17 protein-coding genes, 1 tRNA gene and 3 pseudogenes are annotated in these 18,154 nt (G+C 50.0%); 15 read left to right on the plus strand and 6 right to left on the minus strand.

Going from position 1 to position 18,154, the window contains the following annotated elements; all coding sequences use genetic code 11:
• Window positions 1-21 precede the first annotated feature (21 nt).
• The 3 genes from ACESTR_RS00200 (at window position 22) to ACESTR_RS00210 (ending at window position 3,712) form a co-directional block, all read left to right on the plus strand.
• Window positions 22-759: an RsiV family protein gene (locus ACESTR_RS00200; RefSeq protein WP_217729858.1), complete on the plus strand. Its 738-nt coding sequence runs from the start codon at window positions 22-24 to the stop codon at window positions 757-759.
• 1,074 nt (window positions 760-1,833) lie between these two features.
• Window positions 1,834-2,679, plus strand: coding sequence for a glycosyltransferase family 2 protein (locus ACESTR_RS00205; protein ID WP_195559202.1), 846 nt, complete (start codon window positions 1,834-1,836; stop codon window positions 2,677-2,679).
• A 28-nt stretch (window positions 2,680-2,707) separates the two neighbouring features.
• Window positions 2,708-3,712 (plus strand): glycosyltransferase family 2 protein, encoded by a 1,005-nt coding sequence (locus ACESTR_RS00210; protein ID WP_195291346.1) that lies wholly within the window; start codon window positions 2,708-2,710, stop codon window positions 3,710-3,712.
• 59 nt (window positions 3,713-3,771) lie between these two features.
• Here the strand turns inward: ACESTR_RS00210 and ACESTR_RS00215 are convergent, their stop codons facing one another.
• Window positions 3,772-4,839 carry a CDP-glycerol glycerophosphotransferase family protein gene (locus ACESTR_RS00215; protein WP_288298937.1) on the minus strand — a complete coding sequence of 356 codons (1,068 nt, stop codon included), beginning with the start codon at window positions 4,837-4,839 and terminating at the stop codon, window positions 3,772-3,774.
• A gap of 24 nt (window positions 4,840-4,863) precedes the next feature.
• Window positions 4,864-6,417: an NAD(P)/FAD-dependent oxidoreductase gene (locus ACESTR_RS00220; RefSeq protein ID WP_288298936.1), complete on the minus strand. Its 1,554-nt coding sequence runs from the start codon at window positions 6,415-6,417 to the stop codon at window positions 4,864-4,866.
• 98 nt (window positions 6,418-6,515) lie between these two features.
• On the opposite strand from ACESTR_RS00220, the gene ACESTR_RS00225 reads away from it, so the two are divergent.
• From ACESTR_RS00225 to ACESTR_RS00260, 8 genes and pseudogenes are all read left to right on the plus strand, one after another.
• Window positions 6,516-6,597: transfer RNA gene (locus ACESTR_RS00225), tRNA-Leu, on the plus strand.
• Window positions 6,598-6,934: 337 nt separating this feature from the next.
• Window positions 6,935-7,075, plus strand: a pseudogene (locus ACESTR_RS00230) (site-specific integrase); the annotation flags it as partial.
• Between the two features lie 229 nt (window positions 7,076-7,304).
• Window positions 7,305-7,454, plus strand: a pseudogene (locus tag ACESTR_RS00235) (phage integrase SAM-like domain-containing protein); the annotation flags it as partial.
• A gap of 120 nt (window positions 7,455-7,574) precedes the next feature.
• Window positions 7,575-8,096: a site-specific integrase gene (locus ACESTR_RS00240; protein ID WP_373178796.1), complete on the plus strand. Its 522-nt coding sequence runs from the start codon at window positions 7,575-7,577 to the stop codon at window positions 8,094-8,096.
• Between the two features lie 147 nt (window positions 8,097-8,243).
• Window positions 8,244-8,486, plus strand: a complete 243-nt coding sequence (locus tag ACESTR_RS00245; protein ID WP_279183078.1) for a hypothetical protein — start codon at window positions 8,244-8,246, stop codon at window positions 8,484-8,486.
• A gap of 122 nt (window positions 8,487-8,608) precedes the next feature.
• Window positions 8,609-9,190 (plus strand): hypothetical protein, encoded by a 582-nt coding sequence (locus tag ACESTR_RS00250; RefSeq protein ID WP_279183079.1) that lies wholly within the window; start codon window positions 8,609-8,611, stop codon window positions 9,188-9,190.
• Window positions 9,191-9,655: 465 nt separating this feature from the next.
• Window positions 9,656-10,696, plus strand: a complete 1,041-nt coding sequence (locus tag ACESTR_RS00255; RefSeq protein WP_279183080.1) for a nucleoid-associated protein — start codon at window positions 9,656-9,658, stop codon at window positions 10,694-10,696.
• A gap of 9 nt (window positions 10,697-10,705) precedes the next feature.
• Window positions 10,706-10,816: pseudogene (locus tag ACESTR_RS00260) on the plus strand (recombinase); the annotation flags it as partial.
• Between the two features lie 59 nt (window positions 10,817-10,875).
• On the opposite strand, the gene ACESTR_RS00265 reads toward ACESTR_RS00260, so the two are convergent.
• Together ACESTR_RS00265 and ACESTR_RS00270 are read right to left on the minus strand one after the other, a co-directional pair.
• Window positions 10,876-11,475 carry a hypothetical protein gene (locus ACESTR_RS00265; protein ID WP_302266920.1) on the minus strand — a complete coding sequence of 200 codons (600 nt, stop codon included), beginning with the start codon at window positions 11,473-11,475 and terminating at the stop codon, window positions 10,876-10,878.
• Window positions 11,448-11,885, minus strand: a complete 438-nt coding sequence (locus ACESTR_RS00270) for a hypothetical protein (protein WP_302266922.1) — start codon at window positions 11,883-11,885, stop codon at window positions 11,448-11,450. The genes ACESTR_RS00265 and ACESTR_RS00270 overlap by 28 nt, the downstream gene beginning before the upstream one ends.
• 712 nt (window positions 11,886-12,597) lie before the next feature.
• Here ACESTR_RS00270 and ACESTR_RS00275 point away from each other — a divergent pair.
• Together ACESTR_RS00275 and ACESTR_RS00280 are read left to right on the plus strand one after the other, a co-directional pair.
• Window positions 12,598-13,488 carry a HEPN domain-containing protein gene (locus tag ACESTR_RS00275; protein WP_302266924.1) on the plus strand — a complete coding sequence of 297 codons (891 nt, stop codon included), beginning with the start codon at window positions 12,598-12,600 and terminating at the stop codon, window positions 13,486-13,488.
• 20 nt (window positions 13,489-13,508) lie between these two features.
• Window positions 13,509-14,357 (plus strand): hypothetical protein, encoded by an 849-nt coding sequence (locus tag ACESTR_RS00280; protein ID WP_302266926.1) that lies wholly within the window; start codon window positions 13,509-13,511, stop codon window positions 14,355-14,357.
• Between the two features lie 79 nt (window positions 14,358-14,436).
• On the opposite strand, the gene ACESTR_RS00285 is transcribed toward ACESTR_RS00280, so the two are convergent.
• Entirely contained in the window at window positions 14,437-15,801 is a 1,365-nt protein-coding gene (locus ACESTR_RS00285; protein ID WP_302266928.1) for a relaxase/mobilization nuclease domain-containing protein, read from the minus strand.
• A 2-nt stretch (window positions 15,802-15,803) separates the two neighbouring features.
• Entirely contained in the window at window positions 15,804-16,160 is a 357-nt protein-coding gene (locus ACESTR_RS00290) for a plasmid mobilization protein (protein WP_019150245.1), read from the minus strand.
• A gap of 1,249 nt (window positions 16,161-17,409) precedes the next feature.
• On the opposite strand from ACESTR_RS00290, the gene ACESTR_RS00295 reads away from it, so the two are divergent.
• Both ACESTR_RS00295 and ACESTR_RS00300 read left to right on the plus strand, forming a co-directional pair.
• The gene (locus ACESTR_RS00295; protein WP_373178798.1) at window positions 17,410-17,574 is read left to right on the plus strand and encodes a helix-turn-helix domain-containing protein; all 165 of its coding nucleotides are present in this window, start codon (window positions 17,410-17,412) and stop codon (window positions 17,572-17,574) included.
• A 2-nt stretch (window positions 17,575-17,576) separates the two neighbouring features.
• On the plus strand, window positions 17,577-17,900 hold the full coding sequence (locus ACESTR_RS00300) for a helix-turn-helix domain-containing protein (protein ID WP_373178657.1): 324 nt from the start codon (window positions 17,577-17,579) through the stop codon (window positions 17,898-17,900).
• The last annotated feature ends 254 nt before the right edge of the window (window positions 17,901-18,154 follow it).

Raw genomic sequence — 18,154 nt, forward strand, 5'->3', positions numbered from 1 at the left:
AATACAAAACATGTCCAGACCATGAAATACATCAAAACCGCCATACTGATCGCAGGCATGGCTGCGGCGACGGCAGCCTGCACGCGGAAGCCCGTCGCTCCCCAATTCGGCATGCTGTCCATCGACACCCTCATCGGCACGCCCGCAAACGGATGCAAGATCGAATACCGTTTCGCCACGATCGCCAACGCAGAGAAATCCCCCGCCCTGCGCTCCATCGAAGCCGCCAACGCAGGCTATTTCTTCGAACTGGAAGAGTTCGGCGGCACGGCGCGTCAGGCGGCCGATTCCGCCCTCCGCCAGATCGTCGCGGAGCTTGCATTTCCGCAGAGCGCCCCGCAGATGACGGAGCCTTACGAAATCTCGGCCGAAGCCGAAGCAGCCGTCACGGACTCGCTCGTCACCTACATCATCAGCCGGTGGAGCTACACGGGAGGGGCGCACGGCATGTACGCCACGGAGTGCCATACCTATTCGCTGGCCGGAGGGTACGAACTCTCCACGGCGGACCTCTTCTCCGAACGGCAGCTGCTCGGCATGGAGGCCCTGCTGCGCAGGAAACTCTGCGAGCAATACGAAGCCGCCAACGACGACGAGCTGGCCGAACGGGGATTTTTCCCGGAATACATCTCCCTGACGGAGAATTTCCGGATTACGCCCGAAGGGATCACCTTCTACTACAATCCTTACGACATCGGATGCTATGCGCTGGGAGCCGTCGACGTGACGATGAGCCGCGAAGAGCTGGAGAATCTGTAACATCCTCCGAAAAAGAGACGGCCGCAGGGCCGTAAAATGAAAAAAGGCCGGAGTCTCACGACTCAGACCTTTTTTTTGGCGGGGAACCACCCCCTCCAAAAACGAGGTTTAATCGGAGGTATTCGACTCTCGGACGAGCACCGCCCTTCAAGTCTTAGTAACGGAATCTCCGTTACAACCTACCGATTTCCTCAACCAACCTAAAACTACTAACCTAAATGAACCTTAAAACTTCACTGCAAAGATACGGGGCGTTTTTGAATTACGCAAATATTTTATGAATATTTTAAATATATTTAACAATTTAGTAACATTGGCGGCGAAAAAGCGCTGAAAAAGCCCCTCAGGGCGGGTTCGGAGAGAATCACGACGCCAGCCGTCCCACAAAAACAGCGTGGGAAAAAGTTGCAGAAACGACGGCCTGCAAACAAAAAAAGCCACGGGAGAAAAAACACGGGAGACAAAAAGACAGCGACAAAGAAAAAAGGCGTCGGACAAACCGACCGGAGAAAAAACGGCGGCGAATAAAAAGCGACAGACAAATCGGCCGGGAGAAAACCGGCGGTTCGGAAACGGGCACAAAAAAAGGAAACACGGAATCGGACTGCTGTCCGGGTTCCAGAGTTTCCTCACCAACCTAAAACTACTAACCTAAATGAACCTTAAAACTTCACTGCAAAGATAAGGCGAAAAAAGATTCCGTGCAAGTTTTTATTAAAAAAATTTTATAATTTTTTCATATTTTTTAATAAAATTTATCATGCAAATAGAATAACACGATAATAACCAAGTATATAGCAAATACAGAAAAATATTTACAGTCCGCAATATTTTTTTTCAGATTCCACGCAGTATTTACCGGAAACGCGCGTTTATACATAGTGACACCCTATTGAAGGGCTGCCGCTGATGGAAGACGGGAATAAATCACTACCTTTGCGCAATGAACAAAGCGGTAGGCATTATACAACATACCGGAAACCGGAACTACGGAACGAAGGCACAACGGCAAAGATATTGCGTCGTGCCGTATGCGGCCGTACCGGTAAGGTATCCTAAAAACATGTTACTGTAATGACTGTATCGTTGATCATCTCCACTTACAATTGGCCCAGAGCCCTCTATCTGTGCCTCGACAGCGTGATGCAGCAGACTGTCATGCCTTCGGAAATCATCATCGCCGACGACGGTTCGGGCATCGCCACACGCGACGTAGTCCGCCACTTCGAAGCGGTTTCGCCCGTACCGGTACGCCATATCTGGCACGAGGACGACGGATTCCGGCTGGCGGAAATCCGCAACAAGGCCATTGCGGCCAGCCGCGGAGAATACGTCATCCAGATCGACGGCGACCTGATCCTGCAACGTCATTTCATTCAGGACCACATGATTTTCGCGCAGCCCGGCTGCTTCGTCACCGGATCGCGCGGCATCATTACCGAGATGCTCACCAATCAGGTGCTGCGGGGCGAGATCACCTCGCTGACCCCGCTGATGAAGGGCGTCCGCAACAGCAACAACGTCGTCCGGATTCCGCTGATGGCCTATCTCTACCGGACGCTGGGTCCCTCCCGCTTCGTCAAGGGGTGCAACATGGCCTTCTGGCGCAGCGACCTGATCCGCGTAAACGGTTACGACGAAGAGTTCCGGGGCTGGGGCGGAGAAGATTCGGAACTGGCAACCCGGCTCAACAACAGCGGCGTGAGACAGCGGTGCATGAAATTCCGCGGCATCGTCTTCCACCTCTACCACGGCAAATGCGACCGCGACCGGCAGTCAGCCAACGAGGAACGCTACAAACAAAGCCTCTTCGAACACCGCACCCGCTGCCGGTGCGGACTCGACCGGCACCTGCCCGCATCGGAGCGGATCGTATATACCAACACCGAGACTGCCGTCCCCGCAGGCGCAGGCAGCTGACCGAATTCCTACAATTTTCAGATTCCATATGCTTGTTTCAGTCATCACCCCCGTCTACAATACAGAGAAATACCTCGATGAATGCATCGGAAGCATTCTCTTGCAGAGCATGACCGATTTCGAGCTGCTGCTCATCGACGACGGATCGACCGACGGTTCGGGCGCAATCTGCGACCGTTACGCTGAAAAGGACAAACGCATCCGCGTATTCCATATCCCCAACGGCGGCGTCAGCGCGGCCCGAAATCTCGGACTGGACAACGCACGGGGCGAATTCGTGGTCTTCGTGGACTCCGACGACCGGGTCACTCCGGACCACCTCCAACAACTCGCCGACAGCAATATCGGAGAGGACGGAGTCGCCTTCACAAACCTGTTCGAAGAGCGTCCCGCAAGCGGCAGGCACCCCAACGGACACACCCGGATTTATGCGATACCGGATTGCCGGGTCACGGGCGGCCGGGATGCCTGCATGCCCGTACTGGCGCAGCTGCTGCGCAGACACTGCCTCGGCTGGACCTGCAACAAAATGTTCTCGCGCGCCACGATCGAACGGCACGGCCTGCGCTTCGACCGCAGCATCCGATACGCCGAAGACGAGATATTCACGGCCCAGTACTGCGCCCATATCACCCACCTCGTCAGCAACAGCAACCCCACATACCATTACCGGTACGTCCCCACGAGTCTGCTGCGCGGAAAGATAGACCCGATGATGCTGATGCGCATACGCCGCTACATCCACGAACAGTACAAGTCGCTGGGCTACTGCGACGAGATACTCTACCTCACGACCCGGACGCAGTTTTCGCGCCTGCGCCGCGAACTGCGCAGGACCAAAGGCTGGAACGCAGAGCTGGCCAACGAGTTGGCGCAGGGCATACTGGACAACTGGAAGTTCTACCGCGCCTACGTCCGTTCGGAATTCCGCAAGGGATTCTACGACACGAAAGCCCTGTGGATCGCCCGACTGAGCTGCATGATAAACTCCCGGCTATGGGTCAAGCTGGTCATCAAGGGACTGCACATATAACATATACAAACGGCAAACGCCGCATCCCTCGGATGCGGCGTTTCGTTTTTCGCACGCAATCAGCGGCGGAACATCTCCAGCAGCGGGTAATAGCGCATCTGACGGCGAAGCTTCCACTTCCGGATCAGATTCAGGGGCTTGCGCTTCAGTCCCGCATGGCCGCGGGCGATATAGTCGTCGACGGCATCCAGCACGCGCGCCGAACAGCGGCAGTCGCGGTGCGGCTCATGGTGCATCGTATAGGCGCGAATCTCGCGCATCAGCTCTTCGGGCCGGGAGAGCGCCCGCTCCAGCGCCGGACCGACCTTTTCGGGACGGTCCACGTCGATCAGATGGGGGCCGGGATGCGAATTGCGGAAGGTGACGACGGGTTTGTCGAGGAACATGAACTCCAGAATGATCGACGAACTGTCGCACAACATCGCGTCGGCTCGCTGCAGGAGCGACATCTTATCGGGTCCCTCGAAAAAGGTCACGTTGTCGTTTTCGGCGGCGATGCGCTTGTATCCGGCGATGATATCGGGATCGGTCAGCTTCGGATGGAAGGTGATGATCCAGTCCCACGGCTTGGTTTTGGCCAGCAGCTCGATCTCCTTCATCAGATGGGGCGCAGAACATACATTGCGCGTAAAGGTCGGCGGATAGAGAATGACGGGCCGGTCGTTGCGGGGCCTGAGCTGCGTTTCGGGTGAAAAATAGGTGTCGGCTTTGGGCCAGCCGGTCTCGTAGACCCGGAAAAACCCGTATTGCCGCTCCAGCTCCTTGAAATAAGGCGTACTGCTGGGACCTTGCGTACAGTAGATGTCGAACCAGCCGCGCACGGTGAAATGGTCGTCGATCGCCTCGATGCGTTTCTGAATGGCATAACCGTGGAAAAGCGCCACCTTCACGCCCGGAAAGAAATCCGGAATGTAGTTGCCCGGCGCGAAAACCGCGACGGGATTGTAATCGACGGCTTCGCGGATCGTTTTCAGATGCACTTCGCCCTCCTCCAGCGCAACCGGACAATCCGCTTCGATAAACCACGCCGCAGAATCGCCGCGGCGGCGGATTTCATGCTCCAGCGGCCGCAGGATCGAGTAGGCATAAGGCAGGGTAACGAACAAAAGGTACTTTTTAGATTCCATCGGTCATATGGTTTTTAGATATCCTCAAGCTATGTAATTCTTCACCGCTTCGGCAATCCGCTCGCCGTCGAGAGCCGCCGAGATGATGCCGCCGGCATATCCGGCGCCTTCACCCGCCGGGAAAAGCCCGGCCGTTTCGGGGTGCATCAGCGTCGCAGGATCGCGCGGAATGCGCACGGGCGAAGAGGTCCGCGACTCCACGCCGACCACGACGGCTTCGTTGGTGACGAAGCCGCGCATCCGGCGGCCGAAGGTCGCAAGTCCCTGCCGCAGTCCCTGCGCGATGAATCCGGGCATCCACCGGTCGAGCCGCGAAGGGACGATCCCCGGAATATAGGAAGTTCTGGCAAGCGACGCGCTCGCACGGCCCGCAACGAAATCGGCGACGCGCTGCGCCGGGGCGATCTGGCGGTCGCCGCCGTTCCGCCGCGCCATTTCCTCGAACTGCTGCTGGAATTTCAGCCCGGCCAGCTCGCCCCATTCGGCGCGCAGGTGTTCGAAATCCGCCGGCCGCACTTCGGTCACCAGCCCCGAATTGGCATAAGGCGACGTGCGGCCGCTGGGCGACATGCCGTTTACCACCGACTGGGCGGCATCGGTCATGGCGGGGACGATGAATCCGCCGGGGCACATGCAGAACGAATAGACGCCGCGGCCGTTCTCCTGACTCACGAGCGAATAGGCCGCCGCAGGAAGGTATTCGCCGCGGGTTTCGCAATGATACTGGATCGAGTCGATCAGCGCCTGCGGATGTTCGATACGCACGCCCATGGCGAAGGCCTTGGCTTCAAGACGCACGCCTTTCCGATGCAGCAGTTCGTAAATATCACGGGCCGAATGTCCCGTAGCCAGCACCACGGCCGCACCTTCGACGAGCGTCGCGCCGCACCATACGCCCTGCACCCGGCCGCCTTTGATTTCGAGGTCCGTCACCCGGCTGTTGAAAACGAACCCGCCGCCGGCATCGAGGATCGTCTGCCGGATGCGCTGCATGATACGCGGCAGTTTGTCGGTGCCGATATGCGGATGGGCCTCGTAAAGGATTTCGGGCGTCGCGCCGTGGAAGACGAGCGTCTGCAGCGCCTTGTTATAGTCGCCGCGCTTCTTGCTGCGCGTAAAGAGCTTCCCGTCGGAGAAGGTCCCCGCACCGCCTTCGCCGAAAGCGTAGTTAGAATCGGGATCGACGTCGCCGTTGCGGTTGATCTGCGCGATATCGACCTTGCGGGCCGAGACGTCGCGGCCCCGCTCCAGAATCACGGGCCGCAGGCCCAGCTCGATCAGCCGCAAAGCGGCGAAAAGGCCCGCCGGACCCGACCCGACGATCACCACTTCGGTCCTCCCCGCGACCGACGGATAGTCGAAATGCACGGGCGCGGGCCGGGGTTCGCGGTCTGCATATACCTCCAGCGACAGGTTCACCTTGGGCTGCCGCTGCCGGGCGTCGATCGACCGTTTGACGACCCGCACCAAAGCGATATCCTGCTCCGGCATGCCCAAACGCCGTGCGGCGAGCGACGTGTAATACTTCGCATCGGCAGCCTGCCGGGGTGTCAGGACGAGTGTGATATTCTGCGGCATAATCGGGTAAAATTATCTACAAAAGTAAATAAAAAAGCCTTATAATCCCCGCCCCGGATTGCGATTTGTGAATTTTTATATACCTTTGCACATACCGAGCGGATATGGTGTAATTGGTAGCCACGTCAGACTTAGGATCTGATGCCTTACGGCGTGGGGGTTCGAGTCCCTTTATCCGCACTTTTCAGTCCTCTTTTGAGGACTTTTTTTGTGAGCGAATCTGCGCAAACAAGAGAATTTCAATCTGTATATCAACACCTTACAATCGAATTTACGATCTTTCTCCGGAGCAAAGCTGTTCCGATAAAAGCACATTTCGCGTGTGCCAAACTGTGTGCAGAAGCATTTGGGCCGATTCTCGGCACACGATTTAGGACATAATGCACTGATAAGCATTGTTTTGCTGCAAACCTTTCAGGCTTTTCAATCGTAGTATTAACAATTAAAGCAGGTTGAAATGAACAGGAAAACATTTTGTATCTCGTTCTTTTTACGACGAGTACGCACCGTCAAAGGGATGGCGCCGATTCTGGCGCGGATTACCGTAAACGGTATTTCTAAAGAAGTTTACACCCAATGCCGCACCCCGGTCGATAAATGGGATACAGCCAAAGGGCGGGCCACCGGACGCGACAAACTCGCCTACGAGGTAAATGCCTATATCGACGACTTCCGGGCAAAGGTCGTCGAAATATATCGCACACTACAAGCCGAAGGCTTCGAAGGCAACGTTCTGGAAATCAAGGAACGCCTGCAAAGTCCCGGCAACCAGGCGAAAATGTTTCTGGAAGAACTGACACTTTACTGCGAAAAGCGACAGAAAGAGGTCGGAGTGCGCATTACGCAACTTACATCCAACAAATATTACCGTCTTTGCCGCTACCTGCGTGAGTTACACCAAACAGGAGTGCAAAAAAGACGATATTCGCCTGTCGGCTGTTTCCTATGGCTATCTCGACGGCTTCAATACCTATTTACAGACCGCCCACCGTTGCCACCACAATGGCGCGATCAATATCTTGGACTGTCTGCGCAATTTCATGCTCTATTGCCTGCGAAACGAGTGGATCGAGAAAAATCCGTTTAAAAACTACAAACTGAAAGAAGTTGCCCCACCACCCAAAGAACACCTTTCCAAGAAAGAAATCGAACGGTTGATGGAAAAACCGATGCCGAACCTGCGGCTGGAAAACGTGCGGGACATTTTCGTATTCTGCTGTTATACCGGGCTGGCGTTCGCCGATGTCAAAGAGTTGAAACGCGAACACCTTACGACTGATGAACAAGGCAATATGTGGATTCGCAAGCCCCGTGAAAAGACGGCGGTAATGAGTACGATCCCACTACTAAAACAACCCAAAGCTATTTTACAAAAGTATGCGTTCGACTTGCATTGCATGGAATCCGGCAAGCTACTGCCCGTACCGAGCAATCAGAAAATGAACGCCTATATGTTCGAGATCGCCACGATCTGCGGGCTGAACAAAAAATTGACGACGCACTGCGCCCGCCACACGTTCGCGTGTCTTGCCGTGGAATACGGAATGCCTATCGACGTACTTGCGAAGATTCTGGGACACTCCAATACGAATATGACCCGTCATTATGCGAAATTCTCGAAACAGCTTATCGGTCGGGAAATGCAGAAGATCGGCCAAATATTTAGTATAATATCATAATTAATTAATGTCCTTTTGCGCTGTCGGCAAATTCTTGCAAATTCATGACATTGAAAACGTTTCCTTAAAAATTAGAGCATATTTTAGATGCACTTTCGTAGAAAATATTGTATATTTGTTAACATACTAACCAAAAACTACCAAATCATGGCACAGACAATAAAAAAACGGGTTGATGTTGTTACCCCATATTTGAGATCAATCAATAATAATATTGAAAATGATGTATCTTTCGCCGATATTTTAAACTTATTGAACGGCAAAAAATATACAAATCAAATAGGGAAACAATATGAGTTCCACTTACAACATACAGACAAACCGAATTGCCTTGTTGGCATTATTATTACTACACAAGATAAAGATTTAGCACCTAAAAAAATAAAATAACCGATGTAATTAGCCCTATTGAACTTAACCCAGAAATCGAAGGGCTAGCATATGCTAATGTGTTTTTATATGATGGTAATCTTAATGTGTTATTATATGAAGTAAATCGCAATGGTTGTTTTTTGAACAATATTATCGAAATCTATAATAACGAAACAATAGACGATGAAGATAAATATAGTTTAGAATTTCTTGCAGTAGTTCGCAAAGCAGAGTATGAACGATTTTTAAACATGTACTATATCAAAGAATTTGAATTAGATATCGCAGAACCAAGAGCAGTATTACGAGAAATTCAAGATACCGAAGATGGAATCGGAGCTGCATTGAAAAAACATCTAGAGGCCGGTATAAAAGCAAATACCGATAAAGTTACACTGCACTACACGGCAGCAGGGAAAAAGACGAATCCACAAGGCTTAAAAAGAACGCGTATTAAACGCATGATAGACGCTACGAGACAAATTCTACAAACTCCGCAACGCGGAAATGTTGAAGAGCTACGCGTAAAAGGCTATGTCGAGGATGTTGAGAATATCAAAGCACTACAGCCTATTAATCTAATTGCAGATACCTTCCGTACTCTTTATATAAATTTGCCAACAGCTATCATTCATATAAATTTACAAATAGATGATAGAAAGGTGGAAATTGAAAGAGCATATGAAAAGATAAAACCTGAATTACAACGAATATTTGAATAAAAATATGACATGGAGAAAAGCAAAAGAAACTTATGGCGGGATACTTATTGGACTGCTAACATGTTTCCTCCTATTGAGATCGAGCATAAAATATACAGATTGTCAAGGGATTGTAGATAATTTCCCAGAAATAGGAATTTTTGTTTTTGGTTTTTTATTAACAATACTAAGTCTAATAATCCAAGGGGACAGCGAAACCATAAAATGGCTAAATACACGGGTAAACCTCTATAACAGAGTGGTTCAATTCAATAAAAGGGTCGTCTTTTTATCATTAATTATGGCACTTTCCGCTTATGCGTTTACTAATAGTTATACTTTATTTTGTGAACGTATTTCTATAAATATATATATTTGTATAGGGCATATATTCACCGCAATTTTCATAGGCTTATTAAGTTGGTTTATATATGACTCCTTGCATTTTTTACATTTTTTTTATTTATTAATTATAAGAAGCAAAAAATGAAATTTGAACTAGGTGAAATATCTGATATTATTATTCATTATGTTGGGAATAGATTAAATGATGATGGATGTATTTTATCATCCCAAACAATAGAACTTGATGAAATCTTACAAAGCGTATTAAAAGAATATTTCCTAAATTCATTCAATGGCAATGAATTATTCCATTTTTTTCACAGCACAGATTTATCTCTAAATGAAACATATAGGTATGTAAAAGACATATTTACGGATAATAAATCTTTTGTTGATAAATCGAAGCATTTAGCCCAATATCTTTATGAGTGTTGTAATCATAATAAAATTAAAGCGGGAGAATTTTATGTTGTTCGATTCACTGATTGCTTAGTTAATGATCAAGCTACTGACATAATAGGATTATTCAAATCTGAAAATAAGGATATATTCTTAAATATATATACAGAGCAAAATGATCTACACATAGAAAGTTTATCAGGAATCAACACCCATAAACTTGATAAAGGTTGCCTAATATTTAATATTGAAAAAGATGAAGGATACACTTTATCAGTAGTTGATAATACAAATAAAGGGACAGAAGCACAATATTGGTTTGATAATTTTTTACACGTTCAACAACGAAAAGACGAGTATTATAATACTCACAACGTAATGGCAATGTGTAAAAATTATGTTACCAAGCATTTGCCTAACGAATTTATGATTACTAAAGCTGATCAAGCAGAGATTCTAAATGAGACAATAAAATATTTCAAAGAACAAGACAATTTTTCCTTTGATGAATTTTCACAAAAAGTAATATCCGACCCAAAAGTCGTTGAAAGTTTCAATCGATTCAAAGATGAATACGAACAGGAACGAGACATTCAAATTGAGGACGAGTTTGCGATATCTGATTCTGCCGTAAAAAAACAATCAAGAGCTTTTAAAAGCGTCATCAAACTTGATAAAAATTTTCATATTTATGTACATGGCAATAACCAATACATAAAGAAAGGTTATGACGAAACAACTGGAATGTACTATTATCAACTCTTTTTCAAAGAAGAACTCTAATTGATTTTTATTCTCGGCCACACCAATACGAACATGCCCCGTCATTACGCGAAATTCTCCGAGCAGCTTATCGGCCGGGAAATGCAGAAAATCGGCGAGATGTTGGCCGCAGCGAACTAATCTGTCCCGACAATGAAATACCGCCTTTGAACCATGCACAGTTCAAAGGCGGTATTTCGTTATTCATCGCACAGTCTTGTGTTCATTTCATCGGGCCTTTGCACCCAGCCATATTGTTTCAGCAATTTATCGTACCCGTCGAAATCCATCAGGTCAAACGATTTCACCCGCTCTCCCGCTTCCCGCCGGGCGGCTATCATCTCCAACAGTTGCCGGAATTGCCGGAACCGTCTTATCGCGTCGGCTCCCGACGGGGTTGCCCGGCCTCCCGCCCACATATCATGCCTTACGGCATAGGCGTATGCGAACACCTTGAGCGAAAGATGATCGTGGCGCGGCGTTTCCCGCAGGCGGAATATCGCGTCCGTATCGTCCGGGGTCGTCAGGTAATGATACCATCCCGGCGGCGGCTCGGACTGCCATGTGTGCACGAAGATCATCGGCAGGTGTTCCGCCCGGATCACGAAATTATTGCGCCGCAGGTAGGCGACGCTTTGCCGAATCTCCTGATAGGGATCGTAATAAGGGCCTCCGTATATTCGGTACTGCTTCCGGTCGGCCGGATAATGCAGGCTCGCATAGCCGGGATGGAGCAGTTCGTATTGCACGGGCAGCGGCACGGCCATATCCGTCAGCAGTTCGCGCAGCAGTCCGACCATCTGCGCCCCGGCATGGTGTTCTTGAAAAACGAGCAGGTCGCAACGCTCGATAAACAGCCGGAACAGCTCCGGGGCGAAAAACGCTCCGCGCACCGTTTCATCACCTCCCGACGATCCGCCGCGTCGATAATCGGGTTGCATTCGGCGGCTTTGCCGTGCGAAACGTTTTGCAGATATTCCCGCCATTGCCGGGCCGTCAGCACGACGGTGACCTCCAACCCGGAGTGCTTCGCTCGTTGTTCCAAAAGGCAGGCCGCAACCGACCGCTCGGCTTTGCCCGTCAGGGCGATCAGCACCCGGACGCGCGACATGGATTTCAGATAGTATGCGGCGAGTTGTTCGAAATACTGTGCCGTGCGGAAACCGCAGCCGCAGCCGTACAGGATACCGAGGGTAAAGGCTGGTTCCATAGTTTGTGGTTGTCGGATTAAAAAGCGGATGCGGGACCGAAACAATCAAGTGACGCAACTTCACAGATTGAAGAATTCATTTCGGTCGCCCGCATCCGCAGAAGTAAAAAAGAAAGGACGGCCGGGCACGGGATTACTTGCGTGTTACTACCAGATTTCAGGGCCATGTCCGCCGTCCTTGTGAAGCCCCCGGCAGACACAGCAATGCCCGCCGGCCAAGGGCCGACGGATGCCAAAAACGCCTCTTTTCGATTGATTTGCCGTGACATAATACCGGGGTTGAGATTGTGTGAGTGCGCCCCGGATGGAAATAAAAAAGGGGCGCATTTGCAGCCCCTCTGTATAGGTCTTGGGAACCTTAATTCGGCAGCTGTCCTGCGCCCTTGCCTGCCCCGCCCGTAAAGGGCAGGACATAACAAGGACTGACAACTATTATACCCGAATTAAACAACCTCCGAGGAGGCTCCCAAGTTTATACAGAGGTATAAAGAGTTGTTTACCCTTTATATGTTATGTCCCTCGGCTTATGCCGAGTCGAGATAATTCCTTGAAGTTTGCATAGTAGTTGCTTGCCAGTTTGTTCCCGGACGGCTTCTGCCGCCCCTATACAACGAAACTGCTTCAAGGAATCGTGAAACAAATATACGAACAATTTCGAATCTAATACCAACGGGCCGTGTGTTTTTGGAAAAATCTTGCTAATTTTGTGGGTATGAAGAACTCCATCGACTTTCTGCCCGAACGCAAACAGCGGGATTTACACGAATTGGCCGCACTGATCCGCGACGAGGTGAAAGATGTCGTTATGATTATCCTATACGGGAGTTATGCGGCGAATACCTACGTCGAACGCGACGAACGGCGCGACTACGGCGTGCGGACAATCTACATGAGCGACTACGATCTGCTGGTCGTTACCAAGCGTCGGCTGGGAGAAAGGGAAAGCACGGTAGAGGCCCGCATAAGGGAGCGGTTTGCAGCCGGGAAGAATGACGAGAACCTGCCCCGACCCCAGATTATCAACGAAAGCATCTCCAAGCTGAACGACGCCCTGACGATGGGACGTTATTTCTACGTCGAGATCGTCGCAAAGGGAATCATGCTCTACGATTCGGGCGAATGTCAGTTAGCCACGCCCGGAGAGTTGGATTATGCAGAGATTAAGAAGATGGCGGAAGAGTATTACGGTGATAAGTTCTCCGATGGCCTTGATTTTTTTAAGGGAGCAAATTTTTACTACCAAGAGGAAAATTATCACATGACTGCTTTCATGTTGCACCAAGCAACAGAAAGTTTTCTAAAAACTATCCCGTTGGTTTATATTCTTTACGGCTATAAAGAACACGATCTGCAATTTCTGATTGAGAAATGCAAGCCCTATACGCTGGAATTGGCTAAAGTATTCCCCTGCGACACGGACGAAGAAAAACGCCTGTTCGACTTGTTGCGCCGCGCCTATCTGGAAGCCCGCTACAACAAAAAGAACTTCATCGTCACCAAAGCAGACATCGACGCTCTCGTCCCCAAGATCGAACTATTACGCGACATCGTGGAAAAGGGTTGTAGGCTACAAATTGCGTATTATTCGAGTTTACCAAACTAAGAACGATAAACACTAATCCTATGGCAAGCATACAAAAGAATACAGAAACGCCTCCAAAAGAGGAACCTACAAAATGTGGTATTATAATGCCAATATCGGATACGCCTGGTTATCCTGCTGGTCACTGGGCTGATGTTCGCCAAATCATATCGGATTCAATAGCTTCTATTGGATTATCGCCTTGTTTAGTTAGCGAGGCCAATGAAACTCAGATCATTCATAAAACAATCGTACATAACCTTTATCAAAATGAGATCATTGTATGTGATGTTAGCTCTAAAAATTCAAATGTAATGTTTGAATTAGGCATGAGATTAGCATTTGACAAACCAGTAGTAATTGTTAAAGACGATACGACTGCATATTCATTTGATACATCCCCAATAGAACATATAAATTATCCAAAGGAATTGAGACATCCTAAAATAGAGGAATTTAAGAAAGAGTTGTCTAAAAAAATTCAAGTAACTATTGAGGCTGCAAAAAAATCTTCTTATTCAACATTTTTAAAGCATTTTGCCATTGTAGATGTGGCCAAATTACCAATGTATGAAGGTACAAGTAGCCAACTTCTTTTGGAAAAAATTGATAATCTTTCATCTCAAGTAGCAGCACTTAGACGGAATCCAATAAATACACGAAGAATAGAGCCATCACCGGAAGAAGAGAAGGCGGCCAAAGATTTAATCAGAACAATGATTGATCGATTTTGTGATGAATATAGAGTCAAGGAACCCCAGATCTTAAGCAATAAAGACCTGACAATGGAATTATATGATTATGTGGAAAGGAATTCTGAAATATGTATGCTTTGTAAAAATCGAAATAATTTAGAAAAATTTGTATATGACTCATTAATTCCATTCTAAATACAATTTTTTGATTTAAAGATCAAATATAAATCTGCGTGGTTGCACAATATTACAACCTTGCAGATTTTTACTTGAATTATATTCCTCGTCCTTTTTTCCTATGTAGTTGAATGTTTTCAGGCTGTTTCACCTGCGGCCTCGGTTTTTGTTGCTGTTCCGGTTTCATCTGCGGCTTTGTGTTGGGCTTCACCTCTTGCAGCTGTTGCACGGATAATACGCACTCGGTCAGCATGTCTTTCTGTCCGGGCTTTGCTTCCACCCCGAACCGGGAGCGGTAAACCGTTCCGTCCTGCCTGCGGAACGTCTTAATCAACCCCTGCTCGGAATACAACTGTTTCTGTTCCTGCACCGTCAGCCGACAGCCTTTTATCGCCGTAACCAATTCACGTGTAAAGGCTTCATCCCTGCGGCGAACGATTATCCGCAGCATTCGGTTCTCCTGCAACTGCCGCCATTGGTCCTGCGTAAAGCGCGTACCGCAGATTTCGACCTGCTGCGGCGCGGAGGGTTTCGGCATGGCCGGGGCTGGTTGCCTTTGCTCCGGCTGTTGTGTAGCAGGTTGCAGGCGGGGTGTTTCTTCCCGTTTGACCTGCGGCGGTTGCGGCTTTTCTGCTTTCCGCGGCTTCGGCGTTGTGTCGCGTTCCTGCTCCCGCCGTCTTTCCCGCATGTATTTGATCTCCTCGTCGGCTGCTTCCCGTGCCAACGTCTCGACCCGTTCGCGGATCGTCTTCGACAATCCGGCATAGCTGAATTTGCGGTCTACCTGCGAGCCTTTGAATGTCAGTCCGTCTTTGGTGAAGGTTACGCCCTGAACCGCTTTCTTCGGGTCGTTGCCCCGGTGGACGAACTGCACGCCGATCCCCTGCCGTTTCAGTTTGGCCGACAGGTCGGCGATCCGGTCGCATTTGGGCAGGATGCGGGTTATGGCGTCGAACACCTCCTGCCGCACCTTGTCCGCTCCGTGAAGCCATTCACTCTTTATGTCCCGCTTGCCGTTGGAGAATGTCAGCCCGTATCGGCGTTTAAGCTGTTTGCAGACTTTGACGTTCCGGCGGCGTTCGTTCTTATCCGCCACAAGCGTCCGGTCGTATTTCACCCGGTTGTAGATAATATGCAGGTGGGGATGTTCCGTGTCGTTGTGTCGGGCGACGATATACTGCGTATCGGCAATGCCCATGCACTCCATGTAGGCCGCCGCCAGTTCCCGCATCCGATCGTCGGTCAGCGTCGGCGCATCGTCCCGATGGAACGAGAGCGAGATATGCCCCACGACCTTTGCGATCTCCCGGCGGGCCTTGCGCTGGAAATTGAAGTCGTCGATTATCGACCGGATGCTTTCGGTATCTACCCCGTCGCTATCCAGCAGGCGGACTTTCTCTTTCCTGAGGACATACTCGACGGCTCCGCCGAACGATTTGCCCGTTACGATTTTTCCTATCATTGCTACTCTCTTTTCAGTTTGGCAATCATCCGATTGTAAAACCGGATGATCCGGATCAGTTCCGCTTCCCGCGTTGCGGCTCCTGCGGCGTTCTGGACTTTGGCAAGTTGATTCAGGTTGTTCTTCTCGCGGGTCAGCTCGGCAATCAGGCCCAGTTCTTCGGGGCTGGCCGGGGCGATGACTTTTCCGGCAAGCACCATTTGCCGGGCGTATTCCGACAGGGTCAGCCTGCTTTTCGCTGCGCTTTGTTGCAGGGTTTGCATCTGTGCGGCCGTTACGCGGAAACGGACGGTTTCGGAGTGTTTTGCGGCGGCGGTTTTGGGCGGTCTGCCGCCCTTGTTCTTTCGGTTCTCGGCCATGTGCGAACCCGTGTTAGTTCAGCGCATGGCCGCACGTCCGACCGCTGCCGGATGACCGGGTAAAACCCGTGAAGCGGGCACGGTTGTAAACCCGCGTCGCAGACGCCCCGAATCCCAAGCCCGCGGCGACCGCAGGGAGCGGCGGGCGTTTCGGAATGCGACCCGCACCGGGAGCAGTCCGAATGGGATGGCCTCGCAGAGCAAGGTTGTTTGAAGTGGTCGCAAAAAACGTCGGAGACGGATTTTTGTGGCACGAAAACACAACCTTGCTTCCTCCCGTTTCGGGAGCGGTCGATGCCGGGGCCGAAGCCCCGGACACGGCACGCCGAAGCTGGCCCGCAAGACCCGCCGGATATAGTCGGCGGAGGCTTAGGGCGGCAAAGGCGGGACGTATCGCATCGACGCTCACGCAAAGGCGCAGGCGGACAGAGCGGGAAAGTCAGTACCCCGAAAGGCGGGAGATCGGAGAGCTGATTTCAGGGCGGGCGGCTCTTCACGACGGGCGGAAGATCGCCGGAGTGGAATGGATGGTTCGGGTAGTCATAAATGTGTCGGATTTTAAGATTTGCGGCGAAGATAATACACAATTTTCCAATCTGTTACATGCCTGATATTATTGCGCCCTGCTGCGCGGAACTGCTCCGTAGTATGGACAAAACCTCCGGATGTTTGATTTTGGCACTGATACCCCGAAACTGCGGCTGATTTTGTCCGGTTTTCGGGGTCAATTAGCACCGTTCATAACCGTTCACTCCCCGGACAGCACCAAGTCGGGACGCTGCCCTTATCTTGCCGCCAAGTTTGCAGGAGTACCGAGGAGAGAGTCCGGGGAGTTATGCCGCGGAATCCGCCCGATTCATGGGGCCAATTAGGGCGAATGAGGGAGAACGAGGGCGTAAACAGCATCAAAACAGCGGGGCGTCCCTTATATTGCCGCCGGATTTGCAATAGAGAACAAGGGCGGACGGTCTGGAACGGTCTGGAGCGGCCAAAGGCCGGGAACCGGAAAACCATTACTATATTGCCTTGCCGATAATCCAGTTGCGTCCGTTCTTGTCCGTTGTGGCAGGAGTTGCCCGAAGTAAGGATATATTGCAGATAAAAAACATTTACTAATTAAAATTAACGTATGAAGTATCTATTGATCGAAGAAAGGGCGTGGCTGGAAACGCAAGCTAACGCCGAGCAGGAAAACAAACGCATGCAGACATTAGAACGTCTGTTTTTCCCAGCGGACGGTTCGGGCTGAATCGATAATGCCGCAGTATGCCAATGGCTGAATATCTCCAAACGAACCCTGCAATATTACCGGAACAGCGGAGTTCTACCCTATACCGTGATGGGGAACAAATGCTACTACAAGTCTGAAGATGTAAAAGCAGTGCTTGACAGGGGTCTGACTAAACAAAAATAGCTATGGAAGATAGTAAGATTACATGCGACGACGTAATAACCTGCGAAACGCCGGAGTACAGGAAATTGGCCGCTACGATGCAGAACATCATGCGGATTACCGACAAGCTAATGAAGAAAGTGCGCCCCTCTCTGCTCAACGAACGGTATTTCACCACAGAACAGGTAATGGAACATTTCCATATCAGCCGAAGAGCTTTACAGAACTATCGGGATAAAGGACTAATACCATACACCTCAATAGGTGGGAATATTCTATACCCGGAAGCTAAAATCAACCAAGTAGTGGAGAAGAATTATTATAAACCGACTGTTCCGAAAACCTAATACAAAAACAACCCGGCTGTGTGGCCGGGTTGTTTTATTCAAATAGATTGCTTACCTTTGTACCGTATTGAAACGCCAGAACATAGGCAAGCAAACCAACGCTTTTCATGCAACGCCAAAGTGTGTGCAGAAGATTGATATTTAGATTATTCGACTGATATTCAGAGTACTGAAAAGATAAGCGGAGTCCCTTTATCCGCACAAAGGAGCCTTTTTCCGAGGCTCCTTTTTTGTTGCCCGTCCGGCGCAAAAGA

The sequence above is a fragment of the Alistipes sp. DJF_B185 genome, from assembly GCF_964250025.1.
Classification (GTDB): Bacteria; Bacteroidota; Bacteroidia; order Bacteroidales; family Rikenellaceae; genus Alistipes; species Alistipes finegoldii.